20 protein-coding genes and 1 other RNA gene are annotated in these 18,915 nt (G+C 66.2%); 15 read left to right on the top strand and 6 right to left on the bottom strand.

Annotated features, from left to right (window positions below):
• The first annotated feature begins 190 nt into the window (after positions 1 to 190).
• From C7H84_RS08825 to C7H84_RS08800, 6 genes are all read left to right on the top strand, one after another.
• Complete coding sequence (locus tag C7H84_RS08825; protein ID WP_121858456.1) at positions 191 to 1,144, top strand: LysR substrate-binding domain-containing protein; 954 nt, start codon at positions 191 to 193, stop codon at positions 1,142 to 1,144.
• A 310-nt stretch (positions 1,145 to 1,454) separates the two neighbouring features.
• Positions 1,455 to 2,741, top strand: a complete 1,287-nt coding sequence (locus C7H84_RS08820; RefSeq protein ID WP_121858455.1) for a Glu/Leu/Phe/Val dehydrogenase — start codon at positions 1,455 to 1,457, stop codon at positions 2,739 to 2,741.
• A 275-nt stretch (positions 2,742 to 3,016) separates the two neighbouring features.
• On the top strand, positions 3,017 to 3,910 hold the full coding sequence (locus tag C7H84_RS08815; protein ID WP_162999241.1) for a glutamate/aspartate ABC transporter substrate-binding protein: 894 nt from the start codon (positions 3,017 to 3,019) through the stop codon (positions 3,908 to 3,910).
• 84 nt (positions 3,911 to 3,994) lie between these two features.
• Complete coding sequence (locus C7H84_RS08810; RefSeq protein ID WP_121858453.1) at positions 3,995 to 4,735, top strand: amino acid ABC transporter permease; 741 nt, start codon at positions 3,995 to 3,997, stop codon at positions 4,733 to 4,735.
• Positions 4,735 to 5,412, top strand: coding sequence for a glutamate/aspartate ABC transporter permease GltK (gene gltK, locus C7H84_RS08805; RefSeq protein WP_121858452.1), 678 nt, complete (start codon positions 4,735 to 4,737; stop codon positions 5,410 to 5,412). Before C7H84_RS08810 ends, gltK begins: the two co-directional genes overlap by 1 nt.
• Entirely contained in the window at positions 5,409 to 6,134 is a 726-nt protein-coding gene (locus C7H84_RS08800) for an amino acid ABC transporter ATP-binding protein (RefSeq protein ID WP_121858451.1), read from the top strand. Before gltK ends, C7H84_RS08800 begins: the two co-directional genes overlap by 4 nt.
• Before the next feature lie 240 nt (positions 6,135 to 6,374).
• On the opposite strand, the gene C7H84_RS08795 is transcribed toward C7H84_RS08800, so the two are convergent.
• Positions 6,375 to 7,298 carry a class II glutamine amidotransferase gene (locus C7H84_RS08795; protein WP_121858450.1) on the bottom strand — a complete coding sequence of 308 codons (924 nt, stop codon included), beginning with the start codon at positions 7,296 to 7,298 and terminating at the stop codon, positions 6,375 to 6,377.
• Between the two features lie 216 nt (positions 7,299 to 7,514).
• Here C7H84_RS08795 and pyrC point away from each other — a divergent pair, with 216 nt between their 5' ends.
• The 3 genes from pyrC (at position 7,515) to rnpB (ending at position 9,878) form a co-directional block, all read left to right on the top strand.
• Positions 7,515 to 8,579: a dihydroorotase gene (gene pyrC / locus C7H84_RS08790; RefSeq protein WP_121858449.1), complete on the top strand. Its 1,065-nt coding sequence runs from the start codon at positions 7,515 to 7,517 to the stop codon at positions 8,577 to 8,579.
• On the top strand, positions 8,576 to 9,454 hold the full coding sequence (locus tag C7H84_RS08785) for a DUF3025 domain-containing protein (RefSeq protein WP_121858448.1): 879 nt from the start codon (positions 8,576 to 8,578) through the stop codon (positions 9,452 to 9,454). The genes pyrC and C7H84_RS08785 overlap by 4 nt, the downstream gene beginning before the upstream one ends.
• A gap of 12 nt (positions 9,455 to 9,466) precedes the next feature.
• An RNA gene (gene rnpB / locus C7H84_RS08780) (RNase P RNA component class A) lies at positions 9,467 to 9,878 on the top strand.
• Positions 9,879 to 9,947: 69 nt separating this feature from the next.
• Here the strand turns inward: rnpB and C7H84_RS08775 are convergent.
• Positions 9,948 to 10,412, bottom strand: coding sequence for an OsmC family protein (locus C7H84_RS08775; protein WP_072465471.1), 465 nt, complete (start codon positions 10,410 to 10,412; stop codon positions 9,948 to 9,950).
• 436 nt (positions 10,413 to 10,848) lie between these two features.
• A complete protein-coding gene (locus C7H84_RS08765; RefSeq protein ID WP_121858446.1) occupies positions 10,849 to 11,154 on the bottom strand; it encodes a DUF1090 family protein in 306 nt (101 codons plus the stop codon).
• Positions 11,155 to 11,465: 311 nt separating this feature from the next.
• Between C7H84_RS08765 and rplM the strand changes: the two genes are divergently transcribed.
• The 3 genes from rplM (at position 11,466) to erpA (ending at position 12,876) form a co-directional block, all read left to right on the top strand.
• The gene (gene rplM / locus C7H84_RS08760; RefSeq protein WP_041490553.1) at positions 11,466 to 11,894 is read left to right on the top strand and encodes a 50S ribosomal protein L13; all 429 of its coding nucleotides are present in this window, start codon (positions 11,466 to 11,468) and stop codon (positions 11,892 to 11,894) included.
• Between the two features lie 10 nt (positions 11,895 to 11,904).
• The gene (gene rpsI, locus C7H84_RS08755) at positions 11,905 to 12,297 is read left to right on the top strand and encodes a 30S ribosomal protein S9 (RefSeq protein WP_011883283.1); all 393 of its coding nucleotides are present in this window, start codon (positions 11,905 to 11,907) and stop codon (positions 12,295 to 12,297) included.
• A gap of 207 nt (positions 12,298 to 12,504) precedes the next feature.
• Positions 12,505 to 12,876, top strand: a complete 372-nt coding sequence (erpA, locus tag C7H84_RS08750; RefSeq protein WP_121858445.1) for an iron-sulfur cluster insertion protein ErpA — start codon at positions 12,505 to 12,507, stop codon at positions 12,874 to 12,876.
• Between the two features lie 104 nt (positions 12,877 to 12,980).
• Here the strand turns inward: erpA and C7H84_RS08745 are convergent, their stop codons facing one another.
• Complete coding sequence (locus C7H84_RS08745; protein ID WP_121858444.1) at positions 12,981 to 14,129, bottom strand: anhydro-N-acetylmuramic acid kinase; 1,149 nt, start codon at positions 14,127 to 14,129, stop codon at positions 12,981 to 12,983.
• Between the two features lie 142 nt (positions 14,130 to 14,271).
• Here C7H84_RS08745 and tyrS point away from each other — a divergent pair, with 142 nt between their 5' ends.
• From tyrS to C7H84_RS08730, 3 genes are read left to right on the top strand one after another with little or no spacing between them, the layout of a single operon-like run.
• On the top strand, positions 14,272 to 15,513 hold the full coding sequence (gene tyrS / locus C7H84_RS08740) for a tyrosine--tRNA ligase (protein ID WP_121858443.1): 1,242 nt from the start codon (positions 14,272 to 14,274) through the stop codon (positions 15,511 to 15,513).
• Positions 15,510 to 15,968, top strand: coding sequence for a D-aminoacyl-tRNA deacylase (gene dtd / locus C7H84_RS08735; RefSeq protein WP_121858442.1), 459 nt, complete (start codon positions 15,510 to 15,512; stop codon positions 15,966 to 15,968). The genes tyrS and dtd overlap by 4 nt, the downstream gene beginning before the upstream one ends.
• A gap of 23 nt (positions 15,969 to 15,991) precedes the next feature.
• Positions 15,992 to 16,657 carry a histidine phosphatase family protein gene (locus C7H84_RS08730; protein ID WP_121858441.1) on the top strand — a complete coding sequence of 222 codons (666 nt, stop codon included), beginning with the start codon at positions 15,992 to 15,994 and terminating at the stop codon, positions 16,655 to 16,657.
• A 100-nt stretch (positions 16,658 to 16,757) separates the two neighbouring features.
• On the opposite strand, the gene C7H84_RS08725 is transcribed toward C7H84_RS08730, so the two are convergent.
• Together C7H84_RS08725 and ruvB are read right to left on the bottom strand one after the other, a co-directional pair.
• Complete coding sequence (locus C7H84_RS08725; protein WP_121858440.1) at positions 16,758 to 17,711, bottom strand: oxygenase MpaB family protein; 954 nt, start codon at positions 17,709 to 17,711, stop codon at positions 16,758 to 16,760.
• A gap of 36 nt (positions 17,712 to 17,747) precedes the next feature.
• Positions 17,748 to 18,815: a Holliday junction branch migration DNA helicase RuvB gene (gene ruvB / locus C7H84_RS08720; RefSeq protein ID WP_121858439.1), complete on the bottom strand. Its 1,068-nt coding sequence runs from the start codon at positions 18,813 to 18,815 to the stop codon at positions 17,748 to 17,750.
• Positions 18,816 to 18,915: the final 100 nt, after the last annotated feature.

Raw genomic sequence — 18,915 nt, 5'->3', positions numbered from 1 at the left:
GCCGAACCGGTCCGGCCGCGGCTGCCGCGGGCCAGCGACGGCCGAATGGCGCCGGAATGGCGCGCGAGGCCGGCGCCGGCGGGTGCCCGCGCCCGCCCGCCGGGCCTTCCGCCACACCGGCGGCCGGGCCCGCCGGCCGGCCGGTAGAATGCAGGCTTCTACCCGACCGCCGCCCGCCGCGCCCGCCTGCATGGAACTGAAATGGCTCGAAGACTTCGTCTCGCTCGCGGAAACGCGCAGCTTTAGCCGGTCCGCCGAACTGCGGCACGTGTCGCAGCCGGCGTTCTCGCGGCGCATCCAGGCGCTCGAGGCGTGGCTCGCGACCGAACTGATCGATCGGTCGGTCTATCCGACGCGGCTCACGCAGGCCGGCCAGATCTTCTACGAGCAGGCGCTGACGATGCTGTCGCAGGCGCACGAGGCGCGCACGCTGCTGCGCGGCCACGTGGGCGCGCCGGTGCCGACCATCGAATTCGCCGTGCCGCACACGCTGTCGCTCACGTATTTTCCGCGCTGGCTGCAGCGGATCGAGGCGAAGATGGGGCAGGTCCACACGCGGCTGCGCGCGCTGAACGTGCACGACGCCGTGCTGTCGCTCGTCGAGGGCGGCTGCGATCTCGTGATGGGCTATCACCATCCCAGCCACCCGGTCGCACTCGACCCGGCCCGCTACGACATGCTGGTGCTCGGCAGCGAGCCGATCAGCGCGTTCTCGGCGCCGGGCCGCGCGGGGCGGCCGCGCTACACGCTGCCGGGCACGGCCGATGCGCGCGTGCCGTACCTGTCGTACACGCCGAACGCGTATCTCGGCCGGATGACCGAAGTCATCATTGCGAACGCACCGACGTCGCTGTTCCTCGATCGCGTGTACGAGACCGACATGGCCGAAGGGCTGAAGGCGATGGCGCTCGCGGGCCACGGCGTCGCGTTCCTGCCGCACAGCGCGGTCGAGGACGCGGTCGCCGGCGGCCGCCTGGTCCGGCTCGACCGTTCCACGCGCGGCGGCACGCATCCGTTCACGCTGACGATGGAAATCCGCCTGTATTGCGACAAGCTCGTGCTGCAGGGCGACGATCCGCACCAGAAGCTCGTGCGCGCGCTGTGGGAAGTCGTGCGCGACGAACTGCGCGAAACGACCGGTTAACCGCGGGCGGTTAACCCGCCTAACCAGCTTGACCGGACCAAGCGGGCTGGCCGGACGACCGACCGCGCGCGGCTGACGGCCCGCTTCCAACCCTGTCGGAAGCCTGTCCGGCGGGCGTCCCGCACCTTTCCCCACAATTTTTCACGCACGCGATGCACGGTCGATCGCGCGCGTTCTTGCGCAAATCGACCGCGGATTTGCGAAAAATCGCGATCATGCAAGAAACGCATAATCGAATAAGCAAACGGCATTGGATAAAAAAAAGGGGTTTTTCGACAATGTGCGCAATCCGTTGAACGTTGGAGCGTCCATGTCTTCGCAACTGCAGTCCATCCCGTCCTACCTTCACGCCGACGATCTCGGCCCGTGGGGCAACTACCTTCAGCAGGTCGATCGCGTCGCACCGTACCTCGGTTCGCTGTCGCGCTGGCTGGAAACGCTGAAGCGTCCGAAGCGCATCCTGATCGTCGACTGCCCGATCGAACTCGACAACGGCACCGTCGCCCACTTCGAAGGCTATCGCGTGCAGCACAACGTGTCGCGCGGTCCGGGCAAGGGCGGCGTGCGCTACCACCAGGACGTGACGCTGTCGGAAGTGATGGCACTGTCCGCATGGATGTCGGTGAAGAACGCGGCCGTGAACGTGCCGTACGGCGGTGCGAAGGGCGGCATCCGCGTCGACCCGCGCAAGCTGTCGCGTGGTGAGCTCGAGCGCGTGACGCGCCGCTACACCAGCGAAATCGGCATCATCATCGGGCCGAACACGGACATTCCGGCACCGGACGTCAACACCAACGAACAGGTGATGGCGTGGATGATGGACACGTACTCGATGAACCAGGGCCAGACGTCGACCGGCGTCGTGACCGGCAAGCCGATCTCGCTCGGCGGTTCGCTCGGCCGCAAGGAAGCAACGGGCCGCGGCGTGTTCGTCGTCGGCTCCGAAGCGGCGAAGAAGAAGGGCCTGGAAATCGAAGGGGCGCGCATCGCGGTGCAGGGCTTCGGCAACGTCGGCGGCATCGCGGCGAAGCTGTTCCAGGAAGCGGGTGCGAAGGTGATCGCGGTACAGGATCACACGGGCACGATCTACCAGCCGGCCGGCCTCGATTCGAACAAGCTGCTCGACCACGTGGCACGCACGGGCGGCGTCGCGGGCTTCGAAGGTGCTGAACCGATGCCGAACGACGAGTTCTGGACGGTCGAAACCGACATCCTGATCCCGGCGGCACTGGAAAACCAGATCACCGAGAAGAACGCATCGAAGATCCGCACGAAGATCATCGTCGAAGGCGCGAACGGCCCGACGACCACCGCGGCCGACGACATCCTGAGCGCGAACGGCGTGCTCGTGATCCCCGACGTGATCGCGAACGCAGGCGGCGTGACCGTGTCGTACTTCGAGTGGGTGCAGGATTTCTCGAGCTTCTTCTGGACGGAAGACGAGATCAACCACCGTCTCGAGCGCGTGATGCGCGAAGCGTTCGCCGGCGTGTGGGCGGTGTCGGAAGAGCACAAGGTGACGGTGCGTACGGCAGCGTTCATCGTTGCGTGCAAGCGCATCCTGATGGCGCGCGAAATGCGCGGCCTCTACCCCTGATCCATCATTGCCGATCGTCGATCGGTTGACTACGATCGAAGCATGACGCAATCCACCCGTTTGCGTGCATGAACCCTCGCGGGCGGTGCCGAATCCGGCATCGCCCGCGCGTGCATTCAGGTGTTGCGAGCGTCGCAACAGGCGTCGCAAGCGCGGTGCCCGGAGTCGAGAGGACGGCTTCGCACAGAGCGATTCGTAGTGCGGTTAACAACCAGTTCTTTCAAAAATATTACTTTGATACACTGGCGCGGGTTTTAGCCAAGGAGATGACCAAAATGAAATACCACAAGGCAGTCCTGATGGTCGCGGCGCTGTGCGCGTTCGCGAGCGGCGCGCATGCACAGGAGACCGGCACGCTGAAGAAGATCAAGGACTCGGGCGTGATCGCGCTGGGGCACCGCGAATCGTCGATCCCGTTCTCCTACTATGACCAGAGCCAGCAGGTCGTCGGCTATTCGCGCGAATTCCAGATGAAGATCGTGGACGCGGTGAAGAAAAAGCTGAACCTGCCGAACCTGCAGGTCAAGAACATCCCGGTCACGTCGCAGAACCGCATCCCGCTCGTGCAGAACGGCGCGGTCGATATCGAATGCGGCTCGACGACCAACAACACCGAGCGTCAGCAGCAAGCCGCGTTCTCCGACACGATCTTCGTGATCGGCACGCGCCTGATGACGAAGAAGGATTCCGGCATCAAGGACTTCGCCGACCTCAAGGGCAAGACGGTCGTGACCACCGCCGGCACGACGTCCGAGCGCCTGCTGCGCAAGATGAACAACGACAAGCAGCTGGGCATGAACATCATCAGCGCGAAGGACCACGGCGACTCGTTCAACACGCTCGAGTCGGGCCGCGCGGTCGCGTTCATGATGGACGACGCGCTGCTCGCGGGCGAGCGCGCGAAGGCGAAGCAGCCGGGCGAGTGGGTGATCGTCGGCACGCCGCAATCGGAAGAGGCGTACGGCTGCATGATGCGCAAGGGCGATGCGGACTTCAAGAAGGTCGTCGACGACGCGATCTCGCAAGTCGAGAAGTCGGGCGAAGCCGCGAAGATCTACGCGAAGTGGTTCGAGAACCCGATCCCGCCGAAGGGGCTGAACCTCAACTTCCCGCTGTCCGAGTCGATGAAGAAGCTGTACGCGAACCCGAACGACAAGGCGCTCGACTGACCACGCGGTTGTTGATGCAGAAATGATGCTACTGAAACGGAAGAGGCCACGCTTCTTCCGTTTCTTTTTGCTGGAGTCTTGCCCATGTCTTACCACTGGAACTGGGGCATCTTCCTGAGCCCCGTGTCGACCGGCGAGCCGACGACCTACTTCGGCTGGCTGCTGTCCGGCTTCCTGGTGACGATCGAGGTATCGCTCGTCGCCTGGGTCATCGCGCTGGTCGTCGGTTCGCTGTTCGGCGTGCTGCGCACGGTGCCGAACAAATGGCTGTCCGCGATCGGCACCGTGTACGTGTCGATCTTCCGGAACATCCCGCTGATCGTGCAGTTCTTCATCTGGTATCTCGTGATACCCGAACTGCTGCCTGCATCGATCGGCACCTGGATCAAGCAGTTGCCGCCCGGCACGCAGTTCTTCACCGCGTCGATCGTCTGTCTCGGCCTGTTCACCGGCGCGCGCGTGTGCGAACAGGTGCGCTCGGGGATCAACGCGCTGCCGAAGGGCCAGCGCGCGGCCGGCCTCGCGATGGGCTTCACGCAATGGCAGACGTACCGCTACGTGCTGCTGCCGGTTGCCTACCGGATCATCGTGCCGCCGCTCACGTCCGAGTTCCTGAACATCTTCAAGAATTCGGCGGTCGCGTCGACGATCGGTCTGCTCGACCTGTCCGCGCAGGCGCGCCAGCTGGTCGACTATACCGCGCAGACCTACGAGTCGTTCATCGCGGTCACGCTCGCGTACGCGCTCATCAACCTCGTCGTGATGGCGTTCATGCGCTGGATCGAAGGCCGCACGCGGCTGCCCGGCTACATCGGAGGCAAGTGATGCATCAGTTCGACTGGAGTAGTATTCCCGGCGCGGTACCGACCCTGTGGTCGGGGGCGATCATCACGTTCAAGATCACGCTGATCGCGATCGTCGTCGGCATCGTCTGGGGCACGCTGCTGGCGCTGATGCGGCTGTCCGGCGTGAAGCCGCTCGCGTGGTTCGCGAAGGGCTACGTGACGCTGTTCCGCTCGATCCCGCTCGTGATGGTGCTGCTGTGGTTCTTCCTGATCGTGCCGCAGGTGCTGCAGGGCGTGCTCGGGCTGTCGCCGACGATCGACATCCGACTTGCGTCGGCGATGGTCGCGTTCTCGCTGTTCGAAGCCGCGTATTATTCCGAGATCATCCGCGCCGGCATCCAGGCGGTGGCGCGCGGGCAGGTCAACGCCGCGTTCGCGCTCGGCATGAACTACGCACAGGCCATGCGCCTCGTGATCCTGCCGCAGGCGTTTCGCGCGATGGTGCCGCTGCTGCTCACCCAGGCGATCGTCCTGTTCCAGGATACGTCGCTCGTGTACGTGATCAGTCTCGCGGACTTCTTCCGCACCGCCGCCAACATCGGCGATCGCGACGGCACGACCGTCGAGATGGTCCTGTTCGCGGGTGCATGCTATTTCGTGATTTGCTCGGTGGCGTCTGCCCTCGTCAAAGGTCTCCAGAAAAAGGTCACAAGATGATTTCCATCAAGAACGTTTCGAAGTGGTACGGCCAGTTTCAGGTCCTCGCCGATTGCACGACCGAGGTCAAGAAAGGCGAAGTGGTCGTCGTGTGCGGTCCGTCGGGCTCGGGCAAGTCGACGCTGATCAAGACCGTGAACGGCCTCGAGCCGTTCCAGCAGGGCGAGATCCTCGTGAACGGCCAGTCGGTCGGCGACAAGAAGACGAACCTGTCGAAGCTGCGCTCGAAGGTCGGGATGGTGTTCCAGCATTTCGAGCTGTTTCCGCACCTGTCGATCACCGAGAACCTGACGCTCGCGCAGATCAAGGTGCTCGGCCGCGGCAAGGACGAAGCGGCCGACAAGGGCATGAAGCTGCTCGATCGCGTCGGGCTGAAGGCGCATGCGCACAAGTTTCCGGGCCAGCTGTCGGGCGGCCAGCAGCAGCGGGTCGCGATCGCGCGCGCGCTGTCGATGGACCCGATCGCGATGCTGTTCGACGAACCGACGTCGGCGCTCGATCCGGAGATGATCAACGAGGTGCTCGACGTGATGGTCGAACTCGCGCAGGAAGGGATGACGATGATGGTCGTCACGCACGAAATGGGCTTCGCGAAGAAGGTCGCCCATCGCGTGGTCTTCATGGACAAGGGCGCGATCGTCGAGGACGACCGCAAGGAAGAGTTCTTCGCGAACCCGAAGTCGGATCGCGCGAAGGACTTCCTCGCGAAAATCCTGCACTGAGCGTTCGTGCATCCGCGATGCGAAAACCGCCCGGCCGAAACGCCGGGCGGTTTTTTTTCGTCGGCGGGTTCCGACGAAACGGAAATACGGCTGCGGGCGGCTGAGCGGTGCGATTTTCCGCGCTCATGCGCAACGGTGCCGATCGCCGGCTACGCCAAACGGGCACGACCGACGATCGCGCCGTCGCATGGCGAGCGCCGGAAAGGGATAGGAAGCGGGGAAGGGTGCGAGCCGCGCGGCTCAGAAATCGATCGGATCGTCGCCGTCGTCCGCGCCGCTGGCCGCCAGCGCCGCGCGGCGCACGGCGGCACCGGCGCACGGCGAGGACGCCGACGCATCGAGCGCCGGATTGCGCAGCTTCTCGAGCACGCGCTCCGGCACCGGGATCTGCATCCGCGCGGCGACGTCGCCGCACTGGAACATGATCAGCTCGCCCGGTTCGAACGAGGTCCAGATTTCGTTGTCGGTCAGCGGCTGCGTGGCAATCACCGCCACGCGATCCTCGGGCGTCGTGTATTTCGCGAAGTCGATCGACAGGTCTTCGTCGACCAGGTGCGCGGTCGAGAACGGCCAGCGCCGCACGAGGTAGTGCAGCCGCGTCGAGCAGTGCGCGAAGAGCGCCTGGCCGTTCGACATCAGGAAGTTGAACACGCCGTGATCGGTGATGTCGCGCGTCAGCTCGCCGACGCGCTCGAACAGCTCCGGCAACGGCGGCTGCGCGCCGGGGAACGCTTCGCGCAGCCCCTGCATCAGCACGCAGAACGCCTTCTCGCTGTCGGTCGTGCCGACCGGGTGGTAGACGCTGCCGTCGAGATCGGGTTCGTAGTCCTGCAGATCGCCGTTATGCGCGAAGATCCAGTGGCGCCCCCACAGCTCGCGCATGAACGGATGGCTGTTCTCGAGCAGGATGTGGCCCTGCGTGGCCTTGCGGATGTGCGCGATCGTGTTCTTGGACTTGATCGGGTAGCGCTTCACCATTTCCGCGAGCGGCGACGTGGCCGACGCCTGCTGGTCGATGAAGAGGCGGCAGGCTTTATCTTCGAAGAACGCGATGCCCCAGCCGTCGGCATGGTGATCGGTGAGGCCGCCCCGAGCCGCGAAACCCGTGAAGGAGAATGTGACGTCCGTCGGCGCGGCGCAGTTCATTCCAAGGAGTTGGCACATTTTACTTGGGGGCGGGGGCGGAAGCAGGGTAACCAACCGGGTGAACCCCGGTACAATATGGCTTCTAGCATATCACCGAGCCTTGAGCGGTAAAAAGCGGATTCCGCCGGCCGAAGGCCGCGTGTTGCGGTTTGCCGTCAGTCGGCCCGCGCACGCGCGTTCCGGCCCCGCAGATGGCCAGCCCGTTTCGCCAGCCCGTTCCTCACGACGCCTCCTATGACTGCCTCGAACGCTTCCTCTCCGGCGACGCTCACGCTCGCCCGTCCCGACGACCTGCACCTGCACCTGCGCGACGGCGACATGCTGGCCGCGGTGCTGCCGCACACCGCCCGCCAGTTCGCCCGCGCGATCGTGATGCCGAACCTGAAGCCGCCCGTCACGACCACCGCGCATGCGCAGGCCTATCGCGAGCGGATCCTCGCCGCGCTGCCGGCGGGCATGACGTTCGAGCCGCTGATGACGCTGTACCTGACCGACAACACGGCGCCCGACGAGGTCCGCCGCGCGCGCGACAGCGGTTTCGTGCACGGCGTGAAGCTGTATCCGGCCGGTGCGACAACGAATTCCGACCACGGCGTCAGCGATCTCGCGAAGTGCGCGAAGACGCTCGAGGTGATGGAGGAAACCGGCATGCCGCTGCTCGTGCACGGCGAGGTGACTGATCCGGCGATCGACATGTTCGATCGCGAGAAGGTGTTCATCGACCGCGTGATGACGCCGCTGCGCCGCGATTTCCCGGGCCTGAAGGTGGTGTTCGAGCACATCACGACGAAGGATGCGGCCGACTACGTGCGCGACGCCGACGCGGCGCCGGGCCTGCTCGGCGCGACGATCACCCCGCAGCACATGCTGTACAGCCGCAACGCGCTGTTCGTCGGCGGGATCCGCCCGCACTATTACTGCCTGCCGGTGCTGAAGCGCGAGACGCATCGCGTCGCGCTCGTGGAAGCGGCGACCTCGGGCAACCCGCGCTTCTTCCTCGGCACCGACAGCGCGCCGCACGCACGCGACGCAAAGGAAACCGCGTGCGGCTGCGCGGGCTGCTACACGGCGCTGCACGCGCTCGAGCTGTATGCGGAAGCGTTCGACAAGGCCGGCGCGCTCGACAAGCTGGAGAATTTCGCGAGCCGCTTCGGCGCCGATTTCTACGGGCTGCCGCACAGCACCGACACGATCACGCTGCGTCGCGAGACCTGGGAACTGCCGCGCGAGGTCTTCGCGGGCGATACGCCGGTCGTGCCGCTGCGCGCCGGCGAAACGATCGGGTGGAAGTTCGCGTGACGGCCTCGCCGCCGCGCGTCGCCGGCCAGACGGCCGGCGCAGCGGCGGCGGCGTTCGCGCGGATCGACTGGTCCGCGCCGTGGCTCGCGTGTTACGCGCAGCCCGGTCGTACGCTGCAGGCGGCCGCGCTCGCGGGCGAGGTCGCGCTGCTCGACGCGCTGAACGGCGCGCTGCAAGGCGGCGCGCACGCGAGCGGTCGTGGCAAGCCGCTTCGTTTCGTGCCGCAGGCCGAACTGCCGCCCGGCATTGCGTACGAGACTCATATCGCCGACACGGGTCGCGTGCCGACCCGCCACAATCTTCACGACTTCTTCAATGCGCTCGTCTGGTTCGCGTATCCGCGTACCAAGGCCGCGCTGAATGCCCGCCAGGCCGCGGCGATCGATGCCGCGGGCGGCGTCGGGCCGGTGCGCGGCACGCTGCGCGATGCGCTGACGCTGTTCGACGAGAACGCCGCGCTGTTCGTGACGGCCGACCGCACGCTTGCCGATGCACTGCGCGGCTTCAGCTGGCAGCAATTGCTCGTGGCCGCGCGCGACGCGTGGGGCACGCGCTGCGAGGCGCGGCTCGTCGGCCATGCGCTGCTCGAGCAGCTCGTCGCGCCCTACAAGTCCTGCACCGCGCACGCGTGGATCATCGAAGTGAGCGACGACTATTTCTGTTGGTCCGACGCGCAGCGAGCCGCGCATCTGGACGCGCGGATCGCCGGCGAACTCGCGACGCGCGCGCTGACGAGCCGCGATTTCGCACCGTTGCCGGTGCTCGGCGTGCCGGGCTGGTGCGACGCGAATGCCGAGGCCGCGTTCTACGACGATCCGGCGGTGTTCCGCAGCGGCCGGCGCGCGCGTGCTGCCGACGGCGGCGCGCAGTGCTAGAATGCGCGTCGCAAAGCAGGCCAGGCAGTCGCGGCCTCGCCGCCTTCGGGCAGGCGGGGGCGAGGAAAGTCCGGACTCCGCAGGGCAGGGTGATGGCTAACGGCCATCCGTGGCGACACGCGGAACAGGGCAACAGAAAGCAAACCGCCGATGGCCCGGCGCAAGCCGGGATCAGGTAAGGGTGAAACGGTGCGGTAAGAGCGCACCGCGGCGACGGCGACGTTCGCCGGCACGGTAACCTCCACCCGGAGCAATTCCAAGTAGGCAGGCGCGCATTTTCGGATGCAGGACGGGGCCCCCGTCTCGTCTGCGGGTAGGAAGCTTGAGCGCGTCAGCAATGGCGCGCCTAGAGGAATGGCTGCCACGCGTTGTGCGCTTCGGTGCGCAGCGTGCACAGAATCCGGCTTATCGGCCTGCTTTGCCGTTCGAATGCGAAAGGGCCGGCGCTCCATCGGAGCGCCGGCCCTTTTTCTCATGCGCGGCCGCCGTGCGATCAGTCGGCGACGATGTCGAACGAATGCGTGAGTTCGGCCGTCTTCGCGATCATGATCGACGCGGAACAGTACTTGTCGTGCGACAGGTTGATCGCGCGCTCGACCGTGGCCGGGTTCAGGTTGCGGCCCGTGACGGTGAAGTGGAAGTGGACCTTCGTGAACACCTTCGGATCTTCGCTCGCGCGTTCGGCCTTCAGCGTGACCGAACAGCCGGTGACTTCCTGGCGGCTCTTCTTCAGGATCAGCACGACGTCGTACGCGGTGCAGCCGCCGGTGCCGACCAGCACCATTTCCATCGGGCGCGGTGCGAGGTTATGACCGCCGCCTTCCGGCGCGCCGTCCATCGCGACGAGATGCCCGCTTCCGGTCTGGGCCGAAAACGCCATGCCGTCCTGACCCATCCAGCTTACTTTGCATTCCATGCTTGCACTCCAGCGTTGCCTGATTCGGATTCGATCCGGCATTGTAGCCCGCGGCGCAATGGTCGGCTGATGCGCTGCACGACGCGAAATGCCGCGGTCGCGTCGATGCTGCCCAACGGGGCCCCGAACGCCGATTTCCCTGTCTGCTTTAGGGGTTTTGCTCTAGATGCGACAGTTCGTCGATCCCGCGGTTTTTGCCCAGACAATTGATTTCAAAGGGAAAAATGTGTCGGGCCCCTGCGAGCCTGATGCATCCCGCATTGTGGTTTTGGATTTCGCAATGCAAATTTTCTTGTGCAGTCGAAAACCCGTTCGTATAATGAGCCTCATTGGTTGTCGCGCTGCGGCAACCTCCGCATGTCTCCTCCACTCTCCTCCTGAGGTGGATTAAGCCCGAACCAGCCGTTCGGGCTTTTTTTCGTCCCATGCAAGTATCGACCCGCGGTTTGCACGTTCCGGCACCGCGGGTTGACGCCGGTCAGGCCGGCTGCCTTGCAGGCGGCTGCGACGCCGCGCCGGGCGGCGTGTCCGTCGAACGCGCGGCGGGCGCGGGCGCGTTGTCGGCCGACGCCTGGCCGTGACCGTGCGCGCAGAAGTGGCGTACGCGTGCGCGAACGGCGCGCAGGCGCGCGATGCGCTCTTCGGCATGGGTGCCGCGGGCGTCGGCGATCCGGGCATCGAGGGCGTCGAGCTTGGCTTCGCAGCCGGCCCGGGCGGCGATGGCAGGTGTCGCGGCGGCCAGCAACGCGGCCGCGAGAAAGGGCGTAAGTCGTTGTTTCATCATGCTTGTTTGTTGTTTTCCGTGTTCGACCGGTCTGGCGCGGCAGGGTTGCGTGCCGCGCGTCGATGGGTGCCTCCCCGGGCGCTCGGTTCGCCTGGTGTGTTGGGGCACGACCGGATTTTGGCCCATTTCGGGCGCCGCCGGCACGGGGCATGGATTCTCTTTGACCGTGCTGCGGTATTTCCTTTATAATTCAGGGCTTTTCCGCATTCATGCCCACGGAAAAAGAACAGGGAGAGCCTGCACCGCGCCTCGAAGCGCACACAGACAAGCAGGACGAACACATCGGGCAAAGCATTTTTTTTGGATCGATCATGAAGACGTTTTCCGCAAAAGCCCATGAGGTGACGCGCGAATGGTACGTGATTGACGCGACGGATAAGGTTCTCGGCCGTGTTGCCAGCGAAGTGGCACGCCGTCTGCGCGGCAAGCACAAGCCTGAGTTCACCCCGCACGTCGACACCGGTGATTTCATCATCATCGTCAACGCAAGCAAGTTGAAGGTCACGGGCAACAAGACTCTGGACAAGAAGTACTACCGTCACTCGGGCTACCCGGGCGGTATCTATGAAACGACGTTCGGCAAGATGCAAGAACGCTTCCCGGGCCGTGCGCTCGAGAAGGCGGTCAAGGGCATGCTGCCGAAGGGCCCGCTCGGCTACGCGATGATCAAGAAGCTGAAGGTCTACGCAGAAGCGACGCATCCGCACTCGGCTCAACAGCCGAAGGCGCTCGAGATCTAAGGGGACCCACATGATCGGTAACTGGAACTACGGTACGGGCCGCCGCAAGAGCGCAGTCGCACGTGTCTTCATCAAGGCTGGCAAGGGCGACATCATCGTCAACGGCAAGCCCATCGCTGACTACTTCTCGCGTGAAACGTCGCTGATGATCGTGCGTCAACCGCTGGAACTCACGAACCACGGCCAGACGTTCGACATCAAGGTCAACGTCAACGGCGGCGGCGAAACGGGTCAGGCAGGCGCAGTGCGTCACGGCATCACCCGCGCGCTGATCGACTACGATGCAACGCTGAAGCCGTCGCTGTCGAACGCAGGCTTCGTCACGCGCGATGCACGTGAAGTCGAGCGTAAGAAGGTTGGTCTGCGCAAGGCACGTCGCGCAAAGCAGTTCTCGAAGCGTTAATTCCGCTTCATGGCCGCGCCGCTTTCGGGCGGTGTTCGCCGGAAAAACCGCCAGTTTTCGCGCTGGCGGTTTTTTTATGCCCGCTCGGTGGCCGTCCGCGTGCCGGGCCGCGCATTGAAATCAACAAGAACCTATTGATTTCATGGACATCAGCACGATCTTCTGATCGGCCCTACAATAGCGGCTAAAGCTTTTTGGAGAGTTCGCATGAACGCTGTTACCGAATCCGCAGCAACGACCACCGAAATGCCGGTTCCGTTCGTCTTCACCGACGCCGCGGCCGACAAGGTCAAGCAACTGATCGACGAAGAGGGCAATCCCGACCTGAAGCTGCGCGTGTTCGTGCAGGGCGGCGGCTGCTCGGGCTTCCAGTATGGCTTCACGTTCGACGAGGAAGTCAACGAGGACGACACCGTGATGAACAAGAACGGCGTCCAGCTCCTGATCGACTCGATGAGCTACCAGTACCTGGTCGGCGCCGAGATCGACTACAAGGACGACCTCAACGGCGCCCAGTTCGTGATCAAGAACCCGAACGCATCGACCACCTGCGGGTGCGGTTCGTCGTTCTCGGTCTGAGCGCACGACGGATCCTGTCCGGTTCGCCGGAATGAAAAACGGGGCTGATGCCCCGTTTTTTTATTCCTGTAAGCGGTGCGAACCGCGCCGGCTTGGTCGGGCCGTCAGCGCGGATACAGCGCGCCGAGCACGCGTTCGCCCGCGGCACCCGTCACGCTCGCGAGATTGCCCGGCTGGCGCGCGGTGAAGCGATAGGCGAGCCATGCGAACGCAAGCGCCTCGACCTGTTGCGGCGGTACGCCGAGCGCGGCCGTCGTATCGACCGTCGCCGGCACGCCGGCCTTCTGCAGCGCATTCCTGAGCGCATCGAGCAGCACCGGATTGCGGGCGCCGCCGCCGCAGACGAACACGGCCTTGCACGCCGGCGCGTGCTGCGCGATCTCGCGGGCCACGGAAACGGCGGTGAGCGCCGTCAACGTCGCCTGCACGTCCTCCGGTGCGACTTGCGCGAAAGCGGCGAGCTTCGCGTCGAGCCACGCGGGATTGAACAGGTCGCGACCGGTGCTTTTCGGCGGCGGCGCGGCGAAGTAGGGCTCGTCGAGCAGCGCGTCGAGCAGCGGCCCGTGCACGTTGCCGCGCGCCGCGAACTTGCCGCCGTCGTCGTACGGCTTGCCGAGGTGGCGCGTCGCCCATTCGTCGAGCAGCGCGTTCGCGGGCCCGCAATCGAAGCCGCGCACGTCGCCGCCTTCGCCGGGCAGGATCGTGATGTTGCTGATACCGCCAAGATTGCAGACGACCCGCGTGTTTCCCGGCGCGCCGAACACCGTCGCATGGAACGCCGGCGCGAGCGGCGCGCCGTGGCCGCCGGCCGCGACGTCGCGGCTGCGGAAATCGGCGATCACGTCGAGATGGGTGAGCTCGGCAAGGAGCGCCGGGTTGTTGAGCTGGCGCGTGTAGCCGCGCTCCGGACGGTGCCGGACCGTCTGGCCGTGCACGCCGATCGCGTGGATTTCATCGCGCGTCAGGCCGGCCGTGCGCTGCAGCTCGTGACAGCACACCGCATAGCGGGCGACGAGCGCGTTCGCCGCGACCGATTCGCGGTCGATCTCGTTGTCGCCGGGCTGCTGCAGCGCGAACAACGCGTCGCGCAGCGATTGCGCGAAGCCGACGAACGCTTCCGCGAGCACGACCGGTGCGCGGCCGGTCTCGAAACGCACGGCGACGCCGTCGACGCCGTCCATGCTGGTTCCCGACATCAGCCCGAAGTAGATGCCGTCGGCCGGATGGGCGGGTTGCGGATGTCGTTGCGGCACGTTGGGTTCTCCTCGATCGAGCGGCGCGGGCCGGTGCCGCGCGCCTTGCGCCCGATTATCCGCGCAACCTGACGCGTCGTTAAGCGATGCACGTGCAAGTTATGGGAAAATCCCTGTCTTTGCGACATTCTTCCCGGCCCCGATGAGCACCGAACCCAGTTCCAAGCCTGTTTTCCCGATCACCGACGAAGTCCGCCATGCGCTCGCCGTCACGAAGCGCGGCGTCGACGAACTGCTGATCGAGGAAGAGTTCGCGCAGAAGCTCGCGCGCAGCGCGGCCACCGGCACGCCGCTGCGCATCAAGCTCGGCCTCGACCCGACCGCGCCCGACATCCACATCGGCCACACGGTCGTGCTGAACAAGATGCGCCAGCTGCAGGATCTCGGCCACACCGTGATCTTCCTGATCGGCGATTTCACGTCGCTGATCGGCGATCCGTCGGGCCGCAACGCGACGCGTCCGCCGCTCACGCGCGAACAGATCGAATCGAACGCGAAAACCTACTTCGAACAGGCCGCGCTCGTGCTCGACCGCGACAAGACCGAGATCCGCTACAACAGCGAATGGTCGATGCCGCTCGGCGCGGACGGGATGATCAAGCTCGCGTCGCGCTACACGGTCGCGCGGATCCTCGAGCGCGAGGACTTCACGAAGCGCTTCCAGGGCGGCGTGCCGATCTCGATCCACGAATTCCTGTACCCGCTGATGCAGGGCTACGACTCGGTCGCGCTGAACGCCGACCTCGAGCTCGGCGGCACCGACCAGAAGTTCAACCTGCTGGTCGGCCGCGAACTGCAGAAGCAGTACGGCCAGGAACAGCAGTGCATCCTGACGATGCCGCTGCTCGAGGGGCTCGACGGCGTCGAGAAGATGTCGAAGTCGAAGGGCAACTATGTCGGCATCAGCGAAAAGCCGACCGACATGTTCGGCAAGCTGATGAGCATCTCGGACACGCTGATGTGGCGTTACTTCGAACTGCTGTCGTTCCGCAGCCTCGACGAAATCGCCGGCTTCAAGCGCGACGCCGAAGGCGGCCGCAACCCGCGCGACTTCAAGGTGCTGCTCGCGCAGGAAATCGTCGCGCGCTTTCACTCGCAGGCCGACGCCGAGCGCGCGCTCGAGGACTTCAACCACCGCGCGAAGGGCGGCGTGCCGGACGACATCCCGTCGGTCACGCTCGCGGGCGCACCGCTCGCGATCGGCCAGTTGCTGAAGCAGGCCGGCCTCGTGCCGTCGACGAGCGAAGCGCTGCGCAACATCGAGCAGGGCGGCGTGAAGATCGACGGCGCGACCGTGTCCGACAAGGGCCTGAAGGTGGAGGCCGGCGAATTCGTGGTCCAGGTCGGCAAGCGCCGCTTCGCGCGCGTCACGCTGACCGCATGATCGCGCTGATCCAGCGCGTGAAGCGCGCCGACGTGCGCGTCGGCGATCGCACGACGGGCGAGATCGGCGCGGGGCTGCTCGCGCTCGTCTGCGCGGAGCGCGGGGACACCGAGGCCGCGGCCGACAAGCTGCTCGCGAAGCTGCTCGGCTATCGCGTGTTCAGCGACGCGGCCGGCAAGATGAACCTGCCGGTGTCGAACATCGACGGCGCGGGTGGTGCCGGCGGCCTGCTGCTCGTGTCGCAGTTCACGCTCGCGGCCGACACCAACAGCGGGTTGCGGCCGAGCTTCACGCCGGCCGCGCCGCCCGACGAAGGCGAGCGCCTGTTCGACTATTTCGTCGCGGCCGCACGCGCGCGCCATCCGGTCGTCGAGACGGGCGAGTTCGGCGCCGACATGCAGGTGTCGCTCGTCAACGACGGCCCCGTCACGTTCTGGCTGCAAGTGCGGCCCTGATTCTTTCCCGGAGACGTGCCGCGATGGCCACCACGCAGATTCTGTTCATTCGTCACGGCGAGACGGCCTGGAACCGCATCAAGCGCATCCAGGGCCATATCGACATTCCGCTGGCCGACTCGGGGCTCGCGCAGGCGCAGCGGCTGGCCGTGCGGCTCGCGCGGGAAGCGCGCGAAGGGCAGCGGATCGATGCCGTCTATTCGAGCGACCTGATGCGCGCGCAGCAGACCGCGCAACCTTTCGCCGATGCGCTCGGGTTGCCGCTGCAACTGCGCGAAGGGCTGCGCGAACGGTCGTATGGCGTGTTCCAGGGCCATGACAGCACCGAAATCGAAACGCTGTTCCCCGACGCGTACGCCGCATGGCAGACCCGCGACCCGGGCTTCGCGCCCGACGGCGGCGAGTCGCAGCGCGCGTTCTATCACCGCGTGCTGCATGCGCTCGAGCCGATCGTCGCCGCGCATCCGGGCGGCCGGATCGCGTGCGTCGCGCACGGCGGCGTGCTCGACTGCGTGTACCGCTTCGCAAACGGTCTCGAGCTGTCGGCGCCGCGCAGCTATCAGCTGCTCAACACGAGCATCAACGTCGTCGATTACGTCGACGGCCGTGCGCAGGTCGTGCAATGGGCCGACGTGTCGCATCTCGAAGACGCGAGCGACGACGACGACGGGTATCGCAAGGTACTCTGATCCGATCGCGCGGGCCTGCGCCTCGCGAATAGCCAGCGGGCGCAATGCTGCGCGGGTACAAGTGCGCCAGCCTGTTACCAGTAAATGATCGGAAGAGCCGTCAGGCGGGCGGGGTGCCGTCGGGCGGTGTCGCGGCCGCGCGGCGGCGTGCGCGTTTCGACGCGCCATTGACGAGCGCCCAACGCAGCACGGGCGCGACGGCGCGCACGCCGGGCCGGACCACCGCACGTCGCAGCGGCGCGAACGTCGACACGCCGAGCATGCGCTGCGCCCACGGCGGCAGCAGGTCGATGCCCGCATGCATCATCAGCGACGCGGCCGGCCGTAGCGCCGGCGAGGCGACCGGCACATTCAGCAGGATATCCATCACTTCGAAGGTGTGCGGCCCGGCGGCGAGCTCGGGCTGCATGCGCGCGAGATAGGCCGCCACTTCGGCACGTGAGCGCGGAACATCCTGCGCACCGAGTAGCTCGGCGATCAACGCCGTTTCAGCGTAGTAGCGGTCCTGAAGCTCGCCGGCGAGCGCGGGATTCACATAGCGCACATGCGCGGCGAGAAAGCTCGACACTTCCGCGACATGCACCCAGGTCAGCAACGCCGGATCGTCGGCACGGTACGGCCGGCCGTCGGGCGCGGTGCCCGAGATGCGTGCGTGGATCGTTTTCACGCGCTCGATCAGCGCGAGTGCGTCCGCGCGGCTGCCGAACGTCGTGCCCGTGATGAACGTGGCGGTGCGGCGCAAGCGGCCGAGGATGTCGGTGCGAAACGACGAGTGGTCCCAGACGCCCGCGAGCGCGAGCGGATGGAGCGCCTGCAGCAGCAGCGCGGCGATGCCGCCCGTCATCATCGACGTGAAATCGGCATGCACGCGCCAGCAGATCGCGTCGGGGCCGAAGAGCCCCGGGTCGCCGGGCGGCGACGACAGATCGATCGACGGTCCGCCGCCGCCTGCCGTCAGGTGCGTGATGCCGGCCACCAGCCGCTTGCGGATCGGCTCGGCCCAGCGCGGGCGCGATGCGGGCGCGGCGGGGTGAGGGCTGGGCGGCGTGGTCATGGCGAGCTTGGCGACGGGTCTGGCGCAGGCGGCGCGCTACTTTCCGTCGGTGGTATCCCACGTGCCGCGTTCGGCGTTGCCGGCATCGGGCGCGGAGAGCCCGAAGTGGCGGTACGTGAGCAGTGTCGCGATGCGCCCGCGCGGCGTGCGCTGCAGGAAGCCCTGCTGGATCAGGTACGGCTCGAGCACGTCCTCGATCGTGTCGCGCTCCTCGCCGATCGCGGCCGCGAGGTTGTCGATGCCGACCGGGCCGCCGTCGAACTTGTGCAGGATCGCCTCGAGCAGCTTGCGGTCCATCAGGTCGAAGCCGACCGGATCGACGTCGAGCATCGCGAGCGCGGCGTCGGCGACGGCCGCGGTGATCTGGCCGTCGGCCTTCACTTCCGCGTAGTCGCGCACGCGGCGCAGCAGCCGGTTCGCGATCCGTGGCGTGCCGCGCGAGCGCTTCGCGATCTCCAGCGCACCGTGCGGATCGATCTGCGCGTTCAAGAGCGACGCCGAGCGCCGCACGATGCGCGACAGCTGCTCGGCGTCGTAGAACTCGAGGCGCGCGACGATCCCGAAGCGATCGCGCAGCGGGTTGGTCAGCATCCCCGCGCGCGTGGTCGCGCCGACCAGCGTGAACGGCTGCAGGTCGAGCTTCACGCTGCGCGCGGCCGGCCCTTCGCCGATCATGATGTCGATCTGGTAATCCTCGAGCGCCGGATACAGGATTTCCTCGACGACCGGCGACAGCCGGTGGATTTCGTCGATGAACAGCACGTCGTTCGCTTCGAGGTTGGTCAGCAGCGCGGCGAGATCACCCGCGCGCTCGAGCACGGGGCCCGACGTCTGGCGCAGGTTCACGCCCATCTCGCGCGCGATGATGTGCGCGAGCGTGGTCTTGCCGAGGCCCGGCGGCCCGAACAGCAGCACGTGGTCGAGCGGCTCGGAGCGGCGCTTCGCGGCCTCGATGAAGATCTCGAGCTGGCCGCGCACCTTTTCCTGGCCGACATAGTCGTCGAGCTGGCGCGGCCGCAGCGCGCGTTCGAACACCTCCTCGTGAGAAGAGGCGGGCGTGGCGGCGATGATCCGCTCGGCGGCGAGTTTGTCGGTTTCAATCATGCGGCCATTGTACCGCGCACCGTCACGCGGCCGAACTGGCCGAACGGCCGACTGGCGCGCGCCGCACGGCGGCGCGACACTGGCTCCGACAGCCGGTTCA

It is taken from the genome of Burkholderia sp. Nafp2/4-1b (assembly GCF_003635165.1).
In the GTDB taxonomy this organism is placed as follows: Bacteria; Pseudomonadota; Gammaproteobacteria; order Burkholderiales; family Burkholderiaceae; genus Burkholderia.
This window is presented reverse-complemented; position numbering and strand designations above follow the sequence as displayed.